This window comes from Pseudonocardia thermophila (genome assembly GCF_900142365.1).
In the GTDB taxonomy this organism is placed as follows: domain Bacteria; phylum Actinomycetota; class Actinomycetes; order Mycobacteriales; family Pseudonocardiaceae; genus Pseudonocardia; species Pseudonocardia thermophila.
Genome location: NZ_FRAP01000006.1, coordinates 29,386 through 43,918, shown reverse-complemented (window position 1 = coordinate 43,918; position 14,533 = coordinate 29,386). Strand labels below are relative to the sequence as shown.

The window sequence follows — 14,533 nt, the reverse complement described above, 5'->3', positions numbered from 1 at the left end:
CGTCAGGGCTTGCGAGCCACCGCCGCCCACAGGGCGCGGTCCTGCGCGCCGTCGAGCACACCGTCGGGCCGCCACTCCTGCGGCCGCACGATCCCCGGCTCCAGCAGCTCCAGCCCGGCCAGCAGCTGCTCGACCTCCGCGCAGGTGCGGGCCCAGCCGGGGATCCCCGCCTTGGCGTACACCGCGTTGGTGCGGCGGACCTCGCCGTCGACGTCGTGGTCCTCGGTGCCGACGGTGATCGTGAGGTACGAGCCGGGCACCACCGCGTCCATGACGGTGGACAGCAGCCGGGAGACGGCCCCGTCGTCGAGGAAGTGGATGATCCCGATGACCGAGACCGACACCGGGCGGGACAGGTCCAGTGTCTGCTGCAGCTCCGGCGCCGCGAGCAGGGCCTGGGGGTCGCGAGCATCGGCCTGGACGTAGGCCACGGTGCCCGGCCCGGTCATCAGCGCCGCCGCGTGCGCGAGCACGATCGGGTCGTTGTCGACGTAGACGATGCGGGCGTCGGGCCGGACCGCGGTCACGACCTGGTGCAGGTTCGGCTCGGTCGGGATTCCGGTACCGATGTCGAGGAACTGGTCGATGCCCAGCTCGGCGATCGCCCGGCTGCTGCGGTGCATGAACGCCCGCTGCGCCCGCGCGGTGGTGCGGATCGACGGCATCGCCGCCAGTGCCGCGTCCCCCGCCTCGCGGTCGGCCTGGTAGTTCGTCTTCCCCCCGAGCAGGTAGTCGTAGATCCGGGCGGAATGCGCACGGTCGGTGCGCAGGTCGATGCCACTCACGTGCCCCCCACTGTCCGTTCCGCAACCGGAACCGTCGGTGATCGATACTACGGTCGGTCGAACTCGAGCGCAGGGAGAGAGATGATCGTCCGGCACGTCCTGCTCGCCGCGATCGCCGCGGCCGCCCTCGCGGGTTGCTCCGGCGCGGCGGGCACCGCCGTCCCCGTGCCCCCGACCGCCACGGTCGCGGCACCGACGTCCACGGCTGTGTCGGGCCAGGCCGTGCTCGCCCCGGAATCGGCCAGCACGACGATCACCAACGGCTCCGCGACCTGCGACTACGACGTCACCTGGCTGACCGTCCACGGCATCCCGGCCGATGCCGCCGCCACCGCGAACGCCGCGCTCGACCTCACCCCGGACCCGATCGACTGCGAGGAGAGCGCCGCGGTCTCCGGTGGCTACCGCGACGAGGCGCTGAACGAACGCGGAGTGCTGTCCACCGCCTACGTCATCACCCGCTCCGTGCCCGGCGCGGCGTACCCGGGCTCGACGATGCAGACGTTCGTGATCGATCTCGCCAGCGGCGAGGAGATCCCGCTGGCCGACGTGCTCACCGAGCGCGGTCGCGCCGCGTTCGTCGCCGGCTGCCGCGCCGGCCTGGATCCGCAGCTGGTCACCGGCGTCGATCTCTGCGCGAGCCTCTACGCCGAACCCGGCCCGGACGCGCCCTACACCGCCACCCGCGAGGGGCTGGTCGCGCACGTGTACAACGAGGTCCCGCACGCGGTCCAGGCGCTCGCCGAGCGGGGCGTGCTGGTGCCCTGGGCCGCGCTGGGCGACGGGCTGCGTCCCGGCACCCCGATCGCCGCGCTCGCCGGCCGCTGATCCCCCCTGCACGTCGAAGGCCGGGCCCGTCGACGACGGACCCGGCCTTCGGTCGTCCTCAGGCGACCGCGACCTCGGCCTCGTACAGGCCCGGGCCGGTCGGCCGCACCTCGGTCTGGCCGTTGCCCTGGCGCGACAGCGCCCGCACCGTCCACGTGCCCGGCGCGGCGAAGAACCGGTAGCCGCCCGTCGCCGAGGACACGACCTCGGCGGTGAACTCGCCGGTGCTGTCGAGCAGCCGCACGAACGCACCCGCGACCGGCTGGCCGTCGGCGACCACGCGCCCGGTCAGCACGGTCTCCTTGGTGAGGTCCGTGTTCGGCGGCAGAGCAGTCCCCTGGTCAGGGGCAGCGCACATCACTTGGCTCCCGTCTCGATCGGCACGCCGACAAGCGAACCGTACTCGGTCCAGCTGCCGTCGTAGTTCTTCACGTCGTCGTAGCCGAGCAGCTCGTGCAGCACCACCCACGTGTGGCTCGAGCGCTCGCCGATGCGGCAGTAGGCGATGGTGGGCTTGTTCGGGTCGTAGCCCGCCTCGGCGTAGAGCTGGCGCAGCTCCTCGTCCGACTTGAACGTACCGTCTTCGTTGGCCGCCTTGCTCCACGGGATGTTGATCGCCGTGGGCACGTGGCCGGGACGCTGCGACTGCTCCTGCGGCAGGTGCGCGGGAGCGAGGATCTTGCCGGAGAACTCGTCGGGGGAGCGGACGTCGACGAGGTTCTTGTTGCCGATGGCCTGCACGACCTCGTCGCGGAAGGCGCGGATCGCGTTGTCCGGGTCCTTCGCCTTGTAGGTGGTGGGCGTGCGCTCGACCACGTCGGTGGTCAGGGTGCGCCCGTCGAGCTCCCACTTCTTGCGGCCGCCGTCGAGCAGCTTCAGCTTCTCGTGGCCGTACAGCTTGAACTGCCAGTAGGCGTAGGCGGCGAACCAGTTGTTGTTGCCGCCGTAGAGCACGACGGTGTCGTCGTTCGAGATGCCCTTGGCGGAGAGCAGCTGCTCGAACTGCTCCTTGGTGAGGATGTCCCGGCGGACCTGGTCCTGGAGCTCGGTGGTCCAGTTGATCTTGATCGCGCCGGGGATGTGGCCACCGTCGTACGCGGTGGTGTCCTCGTCGACCTCGACGAAGACGATGCCGTCCGTTCCGAGGTTCTTCTCGGCCCAGTCTGCGGTGACTAGGACGTCCTGGCGACTCATGCGGTGGCTCCTTGGTTACGAGTACGGAGTCGTTGGATCAAGGCGTACATCTCGCAGCCGAGGCAGAAGCCCACGGCTGCGTTGAGCAGTGCCGCGGCCAGCGCGAGCGCGGTGGCCACGATGCCCAGGACGGTGAGGCCGGTCAAGTAGCCGATCGTGCCGACCAGGGCGAAGACGAACCCGACGAGCTGGGAGAACCGCACGGGAGCGGCCTCCTCCTTCTCGGCGGGCGGGTTCAACCGGGGTGCGACGACGAGCCGGTACAGCACCGAGTAGGGCGCGAACCGGAGTCCGAAGAAGGCGCCGAGCGCGAAGACGACGGTCTGAGCCGCCGCGAGCCAGCCGCTGCCGGAGAGCAGGACCAGTGCGAGCACGACGGTCGTCACACCGGCGGCGAACCGGACACCACGCGGATCGACAGGGGGTTCTGCGGGTGTGGCCATGAGTGGGCTCCTGAGAGAACCGAAAGGATGCGCCGACGATCAGCGGCGCGGGCGGATGCTCAGGAGACGCGACACAGGCAGCTGCCGACGCGGCACAGATCGACTGCGCGGCGACGGGTCAGCGGCCAGAACACGGCTGCCAGCGTAGCCGACGCTCCCGCCTTGCGGGAACGACCGTCCACGGTCCGGACAGTGGGCTCGGTCATGGGGCGAGTCGTCCGGACAACGCCGGCCGCACGCCGGCGAGCAGGTCCGCGGCGCGCGGCACCCCGGACACGCGCAGCAGCTCGGTGCCGTCCCGGTCGAACGCCACCACCGTCGGGGTGCGCAGGACCCCCAGCTCGCGGGCGGCGTCGGGGCGGTCGGCCACGTCCAGCTCGACGTGCACGAGCCCGACGGTGCGCCCGGCCAGCTCGGTCAGCACCGCCGCGGTCTGCCGGCACGGCGCGCACACCGGGGACGACAGCTGCAGCAGCAGCACCCGGTCCTGACCGGACGGGGAGCACCCGGCGAGTGCCCAGCCCCCGCTCGCCCCGGCCGCGGCGCGGACGCGTCCGTCGCGGGCGCGCAGGACCAGCGCCAGGACCAGCGCCACGACGACGGCGACGCCGAGCGCCACAGCGCCCCAGAGACTCACCCCTGCAGTATCACCCGGCGGCCGCGGTCGCCGCCGGGCTCGCGTGGTGCGGCTCGCAGCCCGCCCTGCTCACTCCGTGCTCGCGCCGCCGATCGTCAGGTTCCGCGCGGTGCCGCTGACCCGCAGGGCACCGCTCTCCGCGGTCAGCTCGGTCGGGGTGACCTGCAGCGGCAGCGAGCCCGGGTCGACGGTCACGGTGAACACCTCGGCCACGACGCGCTGGACCGCGGTGGGCAGCGCGTTGCCGCCGAAGCGCACGTCGCGCGGCACGATCCGGGCCTTGCCGTTGTCCAGCGACAGCTGCGCGATCACCGACACCTCGTTCTCCCCGAGCAGCGGCAGCACGGTGGTGGCGGTGAGCCGGACAGCGAGGTCAGGGTCGATGGACGTCAGCGACGTGTCGTCGCTCTCCTCGGCGGCGGCCTTCAGTCCGGCCTCGTCCACCGGATCGATGCGCAGGTCGTCGAGGGTGATGGCGCCGTTGCGGTTGAGCAGCTGCTCGACGTCGCGGGCCGGGATGCGCACCGAGCCCTCTGCCTCGCCGACCTTCAGCGTCTTCGGGCCGGAGCCGAGAACCGTCGACAGCGGGGCGTCGACGTCGCGCAGCTGCGCCTGCACGGACAGGTCCTCCAGCTCCGCCACGGTGATGTTGTTGGCCTGGACGTCGACGCTGCCGTAGCGGCCGGTCAGCGCCTGGGTGAGGAACGGGAAGCCGTTGATCCGCACGCTGGGGTCGTCGCGCAGGCCGATCTGCTGGCGCATCTGCCGCGAGACCACGGACTCGGCGAGCGCGGCGGCGCCGAAGTCGGCGGCCACGAACAGCCCGACGAGCACCAGCAGCACGATGATCACGCGCCTCAACCCGGACCTCCGATCCGTCGTGGGTGGGCACGACGGTAGAGGTGGGTCCGATGTGTCCGGACGCCCGGGTCACCTCCACGTAACGAACTGTGGTCAACAGCGCTTTCGTCGGAGGGGGTGAATCTGGTTATTCTGCATCGATCCGTGTGGTGGTGTGAGTACCGGGTCACGCGGACGTGAACGGTGAGTCAACGATGCCCGCCGCCCGGAAATCCCGGTGAGAGGAGGCACGTCGTGGAACTCCTGCTGCTGACCGCGGATCCGGACCCCGGATCCGTGCTTCCTGCGCTCGCCCTGCTCCCGCACGGTGTCCGCACGGCGGCACCGGAGGTTGCGGCCCTGCTCGACGCCGGACCCCATGACGCGGTGCTGGTGGACGCCCGCACCGATCTCGTCGCCGCGCGCAGCCTCTGCCGGCTCCTCGGCAGCACCGGGACCGACGTACCGGTGATCGCTGTGCTCACCGAAGGCGGGCTCGTCGCCGTCTCCGGGGAGTGGGTGGTCGACGAGATCCTGCTGCCGACCACGGGGCCCGCCGAGGTCGACGCGCGGCTGCGCCTGCTCAAGTCCCGCCGGGGCTCGGACAACGGCTCCGAGGGTGGTGCGCTCGTGCTCGGCGACCTCGTCATCGACGAGGCCACCTACGCGGCCCGGCTGCGCGGCCGGCTACTCGAGCTGACCTACAAGGAGTTCGAGCTGCTGAAGTACCTCGCGCAGCACGCCGGCCGGGTGTTCACCCGGGCTCAGCTGCTGCAGGAGGTGTGGGGCTACGACTTCTTCGGCGGCACCCGCACGGTCGACGTGCACGTGCGGCGGTTGCGCGCGAAGCTCGGCCCGGAGCACGAGCAGATGATCGGCACCGTGCGCAACGTCGGGTACAAGTTCGTCCGGCCCACCCGCGGGGGGCTGGGCATGGCGGCGTCGGGGAACGACGACGACGCGGACGAGGAGTCCGATCGATCGGTCGCCCACGCGCGCTGACCGGACCTGACCGCGCGAGGGGACTAGTCTCGGTGCGGTGGCCGAACTGATCTGGGCACCACCCACCGATCCCGCCGCCGTCACGTCGCTGATCGCCGCCGCCACCAAGGCCGACGGCGACGCGCCCATCGGGGAGAACGTGCTGCTGCACCTTTCCGAGGGCGACAACCTGCAGGTCCGCGAGGGGGACGAGCTCGTCGGGTTCGCCCATCTCGACCCCCCCGCCGCCGACGACAGCCGCACCGCGGAGCTCACCGTGCACCCCGACGCCCGCGGCCGCGGCCTCGGCGCGCAGATCGTGGCCGCGCTGATCGAGCGCACCGACGGGGTGCTGCGGGTGTGGGCACACGGCGACCACCCGGCGGCGGCTGCCCTGGCCGCCCGGTTCGGTTTCGCGCGCACCCGGGAGCTGTGGCGGATGCGCCGCCCGCTCGCGCCCACCGACGTCTTCGAGCCGCAGCTGCCCGACGGTGTGCGGCTGCGCGCGTTCGTCGTCGGGCAGGACGAGCAGGAGTTCCTGCGCGTCAACAACGCGGCCTTCGACTGGCATCCCGAGCAGGGCGGCTGGGACGTCGAGCAGGTGCGGCTGCGCGAGGCCGAGCCGTGGTTCGACCCGCAGGGGTTCCTGCTCGCCGTGGACGCCGAGGACCGGCTGCTCGGGTTCCACTGGACGAAGATCCACCACGACCAGGAGCCGCCCGTCGGAGAGGTCTACGTGCTCGGCGTGGACCCGTCGGCCCGCGGCCTGCACCTGGGCAGCGCGCTCACCCTGGCCGGCCTCGCGCACCTGCGCGACCGCGGCCTCGGTGAGGTGATGCTCTACGTCGAGTCGGACAACGCGCCGGCTATCCGCGTGTACTCCCAGCTGGGGTTCCGGCACACCGACACCGACGTGAACTACTCGCGCTGACGGCCCCGCGGTCACGCGCCGGCCCCCTCGTCACTCAGCCGAGTGGTCGAGCCCACGCCCGATCGCGGACCTGTTCATCCCCCGTTCACCTGAGCGGGGGGAGGCGTCCACCGTGCCTACCTAGCGTTCCCGGCGAGCGGCCACCCCGAGCCGCAGCGACCGAATCGTCGGAGGACCTTTCCGTGAAACTCCAGCGGCACGGCCTCGTCGCCGCCCTCCTGGCCGCGAGCGCACTGCTCCTCGCCGGTTGCGGCAGCGACCCGGTACCAGCAGGCGGTGGGGCAGGGGCGCCCGCCGCAGGCGGCCCGGCCGTCGACTGCGGCGGCAAGGAGAACCTGAGCGCCGAGGGCTCATCGGCGCAGAAGAACGCGATGGACGCGTTCGTCCAGGCCTACCAGGCGGCCTGCCCGGGCCACAACGTCGCCTACAACCCCACCGGCTCCGGCGCGGGCATCAAGCAGTTCAGCGCGGGACTCGTCGACTTCGGCGGCTCCGACTCGCCGCTCTCCCAGGAGAAGGGCGAGGTCGCCGCGGCGGCGGAGCGCTGCCAGGGCAACCCGGCGTGGAACCTCCCGCTGGTGTTCGGCCCGGTGGCGCTGGCGTACAAGATCGAGGGCGTCACGAACCTCGTGCTCACCGCTGAGGTCGCGGCGAAGCTGTTCAACGGCCAGATCACCACCTGGAACGACCCGGCGATCGCCGCGCTCAACCCGGGTGTGGACCTGCCGGACACCCCGGTCAAGGTGATCTACCGGTCCGACGAGTCCGGCACCACCGACAACGTGCAGCAGTACCTGGCTGCCGCATCGAAGGGCGCCTGGACGCAGGGCACCGGCAAGAAGTTCAACGGCGGCGTCGGCTCCGGCGCGGAGAAGTCGTCCGGTGTGGCGCAGGCGGTCGCGGCCACCGAGGGCTCGATCTCCTACGTCGAGCTGTCGTTCGCCCAGGACGCGAAGCTGTCGATCGCCCGGATCGACAGCGGCAGCGGCCCGGTGGAGCTGACCGCGGAGAACGTCGGCAAGGCCATCGAGGGCGCGAAGGTCATCGGCAGCGGCAACGATCTGGTGATCGACCTCAAGGGTGTCTACGCGGAACCGGCACCCGGCTCGTACCCGCTGATCCTGGCCACGTACGAGATCGTCTGCTCGCAGGGTTACGACGCGGACACCGCGAAGGCGGTCAAGGCGTTCCTCACCGTCGCGGCCACGACCGGCCAGGCCAACCTCGCCGACGCCGGCTACGCCCCGCTCCCGGCCTCGTTCCAGGAGAAACTGCTCACCGCCGTCACGGCGATCGCCTGATCCCCCCTTACGCTGAGTGGGCCTGCACGGAGGTTCGATGACCGACCTACCCGTGACGGGCGGCCCCGCCGGCGCCGGCGACACCGGTGTCGTGCGGGGCCTCCCCGTGACCGCGACCATCCCGGAGGGGCACGTCCGCATGCCCGACACGGGCCCGCCGCCCGCCCCGCCGCCCGACGAGCCCGCAGGGGCCACGTCCAGCCGGCGCGGCGACCGCCTCTTCCGCTGGCTCGTCACCGGCTCGGGTGCGTTCGTCGTAGCGCTGATCGGCGCAATCGGCCTGTTCCTGCTCGTCCAGGCCATCCCGTCGGTGCTCGTCGACCAGGACAACTTCCTGCTCAGCCGCAACTTCGACACCGAGGACCCGGCGAACCTGCGGTTCGGCATCCTCGACCTGCTGCTGGTCACCGTCGAGGTTTCGGTGTTCGCGCTGGTGCTGGCCATGCCGGTGGGGCTGGGCATCGCGCTGTTCCTCACCCAGTACGCGCCGCCGCGCCTCGCGCGGCCGTTCGGCTACCTGATCGACGTGCTGGCCGCCGTGCCGTCGATCATCTTCGGGCTCTGGGGCATCCTCGTGCTCGCTCCGGTGCTGGAGCCGGTCGCCGGCTGGCTGCAGGCCCACCTCGGCGGCTTCTTCCTGTTCGCCCCCGGCAACTCGGGGATCGCCGGGGCCACGGTGTTCACCGCGGGGATCGTGCTGGCCGTGATGATCCTGCCGATCATCACCTCGATCACCCGCGAGGTCTTCGAGCGCACGCCGCGGACGCACGTCGAGGCGGCGCTCGCGCTGGGCGCCACCCGGTGGGAGGTCATCCGCATCGCGGTGCTGCCGTTCGGGCGCTCCGGCTACATCAGCGCATCGATGCTGGGCCTGGGCCGGGCGCTGGGCGAGACGATCGCGCTGACGATCATCCTCGCCGGGGTGCAGACCCCGTTCTCCGGCAGCCTGTTCGACGGCGGGGCCACGTTCGCGTCGAAGATCGCGCTGTCGTTCGCCGAGTTGAACAACGACCTCTCCGCCGGCGCGTACATCGCGGCCGGCCTGGTGCTGTTCGTGCTCACGTTCGCGGTGAACGCACTGGCGCGGGCCGTCATCGCACGTTCGGGGGCCGTGGCATGAGCACCACGATCGATCTCGACGAGCCCGCGGTCGGCCCGACGTTCACCCCGATCAGCACCGGTCGCAAGATCCGCAACGGGATCGCCGCGGTGCTGGTCACGCTGGCGTTCCTGGTCGCCGTCGTCCCGCTGGTGTGGGTGCTGTGGACGGTGATCGCCGAGGGCCTTTCGGTCGTCCTGCGGCCGGGCTGGTGGACGCAGTCGCTGAACGGCCTGCTCGGTCGGCAGCAGGGCGGCGGTGCCTACCACGCGATCTACGGCACGCTCATGCAGAGCCTGATCGCCGCCGCGATCGCCACGCCGATCGGTATCCTCGTCGCGATCTACCTCGTCGAGTACGGGGCGAAGTCGCGGCTGGCCCGGGCCACCACGTTCATGGTGGACATCCTCACCGGCATCCCGTCGATCGTCGCGGCCCTGTTCGTCTACGCCGTGTGGATCGCGATCCTCGGCTTCGACCGCAGCGCGTTCGCCGTGTCGCTGGCGCTGGTGCTGCTCATGGTGCCGGTCGTGGTGCGCTCCACGGAGGAGATGCTGCGGATCGTCCCCGATGACCTGCGCGAGGCCGCCTACGCGCTGGGCGTGCCGAAGTGGAAGACGATCGTGAGGATCGTCATCCCGACGGCGCTGTCCGGCATGCTCACCGGCATCTCGCTCGCGCTGGCCCGGATCATGGGCGAAACCGCGCCGATGCTGATCCTCGTGGCCTACGCGCCGTTCATCAACTACAACGTCTTCGCGGGCAACATGGCCTCGCTGCCGCTGCTGATGACCGTCGAGCGGGCGAACCCGACCGAGGCCGGCAGTGACCGCATCTGGGGCGCGGCCATCACCCTGATCCTGATCATCACCGTCTTCCAGCTGATCGCGGCGCTGCTGTCGCGCGTCACGGCACCCAAGACCAAGTAGGGAGCCATCGTGGCCAAGCGTCTTGACCTCAAGGACGTCGACATCTACTACGGCTCCTTCCAGGCCGTCGACGGGGTGACCCTGTCGATCCCGCCGAACAGCGTCACCGCGTTCATCGGTCCGTCCGGCTGCGGCAAGTCCACCGTGCTGCGCGCGCTGAACCGGATGCACGAGGTCGTCCCCGGCGCCCGCGTCGAGGGCGAGGTGCTGCTCGACGGGGAGGACATCTACGCGCCGAACGTCGACCCGGTGAGCGTGCGCCGGACCATCGGCATGGTCTTCCAGCGGCCCAACCCGTTCCCCACGATGTCGATCCGCGACAACGTCGTGGCCGGGCTGAAGCTGCAGGGCGTCAAGAACAAGAAGGTGCTCGACGAGGTCGCGGAGCGTTCGCTGCGCGGCGCGAACCTGTGGAACGAGGTCAAGGACCGCCTGAACAAGCCGGGCGGCAGCCTCTCCGGCGGTCAGCAGCAGCGGTTGTGCATCGCGCGCGCCATCGCCGTGCAGCCCGAGGTGCTGCTCATGGACGAGCCGTGCTCGGCGCTCGACCCGATCTCCACGCTCGCGATCGAGGACCTGATCGCGAACCTGAAGAAGCAGTACACGATCGTCATCGTCACCCACAACATGCAGCAGGCGGCGCGGGTCAGCGACCAGACGGCGTTCTTCAACCTGCGCGCCACCGGCGAGCCGGGGCGGCTGGTCGAGATCGGCGACACGGAGAAGGTGTTCTCCACGCCGACCGAGAAGGCCACCGAGGACTACATCAGCGGCCGGTTCGGCTGAACCCTGCGCGGGTCTTGCCGTCGAGAATTCTCGCCGTCGAGAACGAACCTGTGGTGATCAAGAAGCCCTGTTGATCACCACAGGTTCGTTCTCGACGCAGGACCTTCCTCAGACCATCAGCGGGCCGGGCATCTGGCCGGTCACGATGAACACGATGCGCCGCCCGAGGGCGACGGCGTGGTCGGCGTAGCGCTCGTAGAACCGGCCCAGCAGGGTGATGTCCACCGCCGGGCCGACCCCGTGCGGCCAGCTGCGGTCCATCAGCACGGTGAACAGGTGCCGGTGCAGGTCGTCCATCGCGTCGTCCTCGGTCTCCATCGCGGTGGCCTGCTCGAGATCGCGGGTGCGGATCATCTCGCCGGCCTTGCGAGCCAGGTCGACGCCGATGCGGCCCATCTCGGCGAAGTACGGCGCCACCTCCGGCGGCAGCACGGGCCGCGGGTGGCGGCGGCGGGCGGCCTGCGCCACGTGCAGCGCGAGATCGCCCATGCGCTCGATGTCGCCCGCCCCGTGGATCGCGGAGACGACGATGCGCAGATCGGTCGCCACCGGGGCCTGCAGGGCGAGCAGGGCCAACGCCCGCTCCTCCGCCGTCGAGCGGGTCTCGTCGACCAGCGCATCGCCCGAGATGACCTCCTCGGCGAGCTGCAGGTCGGCCTCCAGCAGCGCTCGGGTGGCCTTCTCCAGCGCGTCGGCCACCTGGCCGCACATCACTGAGAGGATCTCGGCCAGCCCGTCGAGCTGTTCCTGGTAGGCGTCACGCATGGGTCGAGGGTAGTGGTGGCGACGGGCGTCTCGAGCCGTCGCGGATGAACCACCGGTGAACCCTCGGCGACGATCCCGGTCAGCGGCACTGCGTGCTGCTGAGGGTCGCGTCCGTGCCGGTCGGCGGGGCGCTGCTGGTCGGGGGCCGCACGACGTCGTCGAAGGAGCGGCCGAGCACGAGCTGCAGCACGCCGTGGCTGCCCGGGTCGGGCACCAGGTTCGCCGACGGCACGCTCGTGGCGACCAGGCGCGCGGCGGCCTCGCGGTCGGGGGAGTAGCGCACGATCGTCTGGGTGGTCCGCTGGGCGGCGTTGCCGGTCTCGCCGACGGCGAACCCGAGCTGGCGCAGCGTGTCGCCGACCTGGTTGGCCAGTCCGGGCCGGTCGGAGGCGTTGAGCACCTGGACGGGCGCGTCACCGGGCTGCGGCCCGGTCGCGGTGGCGGTGGTGGCCGACTCCGGCAGCGGCCGGTCGCCGCGGACGGCCGCGAACAGCTCGGCGGCCTCGGCGTCGCGCAGCACGACCCCGGACCCGGACGGTCCGGTCATCGTGGGCACGGTCACGAACCGGACCCCCTCGGCGTCGAGCTTGTGCAGCGAGCGTGCGGTGGCGTGCACCTGGTCGAGGTCCAGTTCGTCGACCGTGATCGCGCGGCCGACCACCGGGCGGGCGGCGGCGAGCCGGCCGATGTCGAGCAGCCCGGTCGTGGACAGCAGCGGGCCGAGGGCGGCCGCGAGCACGCCCTGCTGGCGCTCCACCCGGCCCGCGCCGGACGGCGGATCGCCGGTGACCTCGCGGGCCCGCAGGTAGTCGAGCGCGCGATCGCCACCGAGTTCCTGCTCGCCCGCGGCGGAGACGATCGGGCCCAGCGCGGCATCGACGACCGGACGGGTCAGGCAGATCCCGACGCCGCCGACGGTGTCCACCAGCTGGGCGAGCTCGTCGAGGTCGACGCCGACGTAGCCGGTGATCGCCAGACCGGTGAGCTGCTGGACCACGCGGGTGATGCAGCGCGGTCCGCCCACCGAGAGCGCGGAGACGAGCTGTGTGCGGGCCTCGGCCGGCACCAGCGACGTCGTGTACTGGCGGGAGATCGGGTCGTACCGCTCGCACGGCGGCCGGTTGATCTCCAGCTCGGCGGGCAGCGACAGCACGGTCATGTCACCGCCGTCGGCCGGTACGTGCGCGATCGCGAACGTCGCGCTGCTGCGCGGCGCGGTACCCGGCACCGTCTCGTGCTCGGCGGCCACGACCAGCACGTTCATGGCGTCCTTCTGCGCGGCCGCGTCGACGATCGCGCTGGACTTCAGGTCGAGTGCGGCCACGGTCGGCACAGCCGCGCTGAGCCAGGCGCGGGTCGCGTACCCGACGCCCGCGGCGCCGAGCACCACGACCGCCAGCGCCAGGCACAGCAGCCGCAGCGGGGTGAGCCGCGGCCGTGGCTCCTCCTCTTCCTCGTCGTCGGGATCGCTCGCCAGCTTGACGCCGGCGTGCGCCGCGGTCAGCCGGGTCAGCGTCTCGTCGATGTGCGCGATTCGCCGGACGCCCTCGTCCTGATCCTTCGGGGCTTCGTGCTCGTCCGGATCCTCCCGCTGCTGCGGTGCGCGCCCGTCCGCACGACCGTCTGCGGGGCGGGGGGGCGGCTCGGATCCGCCGCGCGCTCGCAGCGCCGTCGTCGGCCCGTCGACGGTCTCGCCGCGCCGGGGGCCGGGACGCAGCCCGGGGATGCGCAGGGGGACCTTCGCGGTGGGTGCGGTGTCGCGGCTGGTGCGGGCGCGCAGCTTGGTCGTGGCCTCGGCGCTGTGCTTGTCGTTGGCCCGCACCCAGCCCGGAGCCACTGCGCTCGTGCGCTCCAGCGCCCCGCTGGTCTCCAGCGCGGCCCGGCCCTGCGGGGTGGAGGCGTCCAGGAAGTTGCCGGTGCCGCCGGCGCTGCGGGCCCCGCGTTCGGCCCCGCGTTCGGCTCCGAGTTCGGCGACGTGCGGTCCGGGCGGAGAGTGCCGGCCGGGACGGTCGCCGGGCCGCGGTGCACGACCGCCTGGGGGCGGTTCGGGGGCCAGGCGGCCACCGGGCGGTGGCGCGTCGTCGGGCTCGGGCCGGTGACGACCTCCGCCGGGCGCGGGGGCCGGCGGAGGACCGGGACGGTGCCGGCGGCCGCTGGGGGTGGGACGCTCGGGCGCGGCGGCGCGGCGCCCGCCGGTGCTCGCGGCACCCGGGGGCGGGAGATCGGGGTCGGGTCGGTGGCGGCGGCCGCCGGGGGAGGCCGTGGGCGGCCCGGGCGGCTCCGGCCCCGCGTGGCGCCGTCCGGGGCTCGTGGCGGTCCACGACGTCCGGGCCGGGTCGGCCGGCGCGTCGGGCCGCGGCCACCCGTGCCGGCCGCTGCTGCTGGCGGCGGGTTCGTCGTCGGTCCGGTACCGCCGCCCGCCGGAGCCCGTGGGGCCGGGGACCGGGGGCCGCCACGGTTCACCGTCGGGCCGGCGGCGCCGGCCGCTGGACTCCGTGCCCGGGGCGGGCTCGTCGGGGTCCGGTCGGCGCCTGCGGCCGCCGGGCCGGTCGGGCGAGGTCGGGAAGGCGGGCGGCTGGTCGTCGGGGCGATGGCGCCGCCCTCCGGTCGGCGCTGGCCCGTGGGGGCCGCGGCGCGGCGGCGCCAGGTCGGAGCCGGACCGGCTGCCGTTGATGGCGTGGCCGTTCGTGGGTCGGAGCGCGCCGTTGCTGCGCGGCTCGGAGCGCCGCTGGTCGCGGCGGGGTTCGTCGTCGGTGTCGGGACGGCGGCGACGCCCACCGGTGGAGGGACCGCCGAGCAGGCCGTGGCGGGCGAGGACGTCGTCCACCTCGCTGTCGTGGAGGGCGGCGCGCCGGCCGTTGATCCTCCCGGCGGTGTCACGTCGAGCACGGTCCGTGCCGTCCTCCACGTCACCTCCCGGGTCCGAACCAGAGTCCCGGGCGGACGTCGGTCGCCGAGCGCTGCCCGGTCCGCCCCGCGGCCACTGTTCAGCTTACGGATCGAGAACGATGCGG

At 72.5% G+C, this 14,533-nt stretch carries 15 protein-coding genes; 7 read left to right on the top strand and 8 right to left on the bottom strand.

The window, feature by feature from the left end:
• Positions 1-2 precede the first annotated feature (2 nt).
• Positions 3-785 (bottom strand): SAM-dependent methyltransferase, encoded by a 783-nt coding sequence (locus tag BUE41_RS09455; protein WP_073456657.1) that lies wholly within the window; start codon positions 783-785, stop codon positions 3-5.
• Positions 786-866: 81 nt separating this feature from the next.
• On the opposite strand from BUE41_RS09455, the gene BUE41_RS09450 reads away from it, so the two are divergent.
• On the top strand, positions 867-1,613 hold the full coding sequence (locus BUE41_RS09450; RefSeq protein WP_073456656.1) for a hypothetical protein: 747 nt from the start codon (positions 867-869) through the stop codon (positions 1,611-1,613).
• Between the two features lie 58 nt (positions 1,614-1,671).
• Here BUE41_RS09450 and BUE41_RS09445 read toward each other — a convergent pair whose 3' ends face one another.
• The 5 genes from BUE41_RS09445 to BUE41_RS09425 all read right to left on the bottom strand — a co-directional run bounded on the left by BUE41_RS09445 (position 1,672) and on the right by BUE41_RS09425 (position 4,739).
• Complete coding sequence (locus tag BUE41_RS09445) at positions 1,672-1,971, bottom strand: DUF1416 domain-containing protein (protein ID WP_073456655.1); 300 nt, start codon at positions 1,969-1,971, stop codon at positions 1,672-1,674.
• A complete protein-coding gene (locus tag BUE41_RS09440) occupies positions 1,971-2,807 on the bottom strand; it encodes a sulfurtransferase (RefSeq protein WP_073456654.1) in 837 nt (278 codons plus the stop codon). The genes BUE41_RS09445 and BUE41_RS09440 overlap by 1 nt, the downstream gene beginning before the upstream one ends.
• Positions 2,804-3,250: a DUF4395 domain-containing protein gene (locus BUE41_RS09435; protein WP_073456653.1), complete on the bottom strand. Its 447-nt coding sequence runs from the start codon at positions 3,248-3,250 to the stop codon at positions 2,804-2,806. Before BUE41_RS09435 ends, BUE41_RS09440 begins: the two co-directional genes overlap by 4 nt.
• A gap of 202 nt (positions 3,251-3,452) precedes the next feature.
• Positions 3,453-3,887, bottom strand: a complete 435-nt coding sequence (locus tag BUE41_RS09430; RefSeq protein WP_073456652.1) for a thioredoxin family protein — start codon at positions 3,885-3,887, stop codon at positions 3,453-3,455.
• 69 nt (positions 3,888-3,956) lie between these two features.
• The gene (locus BUE41_RS09425; RefSeq protein ID WP_159444883.1) at positions 3,957-4,739 is read right to left on the bottom strand and encodes an LmeA family phospholipid-binding protein; all 783 of its coding nucleotides are present in this window, start codon (positions 4,737-4,739) and stop codon (positions 3,957-3,959) included.
• Positions 4,740-4,982: 243 nt separating this feature from the next.
• On the opposite strand from BUE41_RS09425, the gene BUE41_RS09420 reads away from it, so the two are divergent.
• The 6 genes from BUE41_RS09420 (at position 4,983) to pstB (ending at position 10,754) form a co-directional block, all read left to right on the top strand.
• Positions 4,983-5,729 carry a winged helix-turn-helix transcriptional regulator gene (locus BUE41_RS09420; RefSeq protein WP_073456650.1) on the top strand — a complete coding sequence of 249 codons (747 nt, stop codon included), beginning with the start codon at positions 4,983-4,985 and terminating at the stop codon, positions 5,727-5,729.
• A gap of 37 nt (positions 5,730-5,766) precedes the next feature.
• Positions 5,767-6,639: a mycothiol synthase gene (gene mshD, locus BUE41_RS09415; protein WP_073456649.1), complete on the top strand. Its 873-nt coding sequence runs from the start codon at positions 5,767-5,769 to the stop codon at positions 6,637-6,639.
• A 182-nt stretch (positions 6,640-6,821) separates the two neighbouring features.
• Positions 6,822-7,940 (top strand): phosphate ABC transporter substrate-binding protein PstS, encoded by a 1,119-nt coding sequence (pstS, locus tag BUE41_RS09410; protein WP_073456648.1) that lies wholly within the window; start codon positions 6,822-6,824, stop codon positions 7,938-7,940.
• Between the two features lie 37 nt (positions 7,941-7,977).
• The gene (gene pstC, locus BUE41_RS09405; RefSeq protein WP_073456647.1) at positions 7,978-9,060 is read left to right on the top strand and encodes a phosphate ABC transporter permease subunit PstC; all 1,083 of its coding nucleotides are present in this window, start codon (positions 7,978-7,980) and stop codon (positions 9,058-9,060) included.
• Complete coding sequence (gene pstA / locus BUE41_RS09400) at positions 9,057-9,968, top strand: phosphate ABC transporter permease PstA (protein WP_073456646.1); 912 nt, start codon at positions 9,057-9,059, stop codon at positions 9,966-9,968. Before pstC ends, pstA begins: the two co-directional genes overlap by 4 nt.
• Positions 9,969-9,977: 9 nt before the next feature.
• Positions 9,978-10,754 (top strand): phosphate ABC transporter ATP-binding protein PstB, encoded by a 777-nt coding sequence (gene pstB, locus BUE41_RS09395; protein WP_073456645.1) that lies wholly within the window; start codon positions 9,978-9,980, stop codon positions 10,752-10,754.
• 108 nt (positions 10,755-10,862) lie between these two features.
• Here the strand turns inward: pstB and phoU are convergent, their stop codons facing one another.
• Entirely contained in the window at positions 10,863-11,519 is a 657-nt protein-coding gene (phoU, locus tag BUE41_RS09390) for a phosphate signaling complex protein PhoU (protein WP_073456644.1), read from the bottom strand.
• Between the two features lie 79 nt (positions 11,520-11,598).
• Positions 11,599-14,427, bottom strand: coding sequence for an LCP family protein (locus BUE41_RS09385; RefSeq protein WP_073456643.1), 2,829 nt, complete (start codon positions 14,425-14,427; stop codon positions 11,599-11,601).
• Positions 14,428-14,533 lie beyond the last annotated feature (106 nt).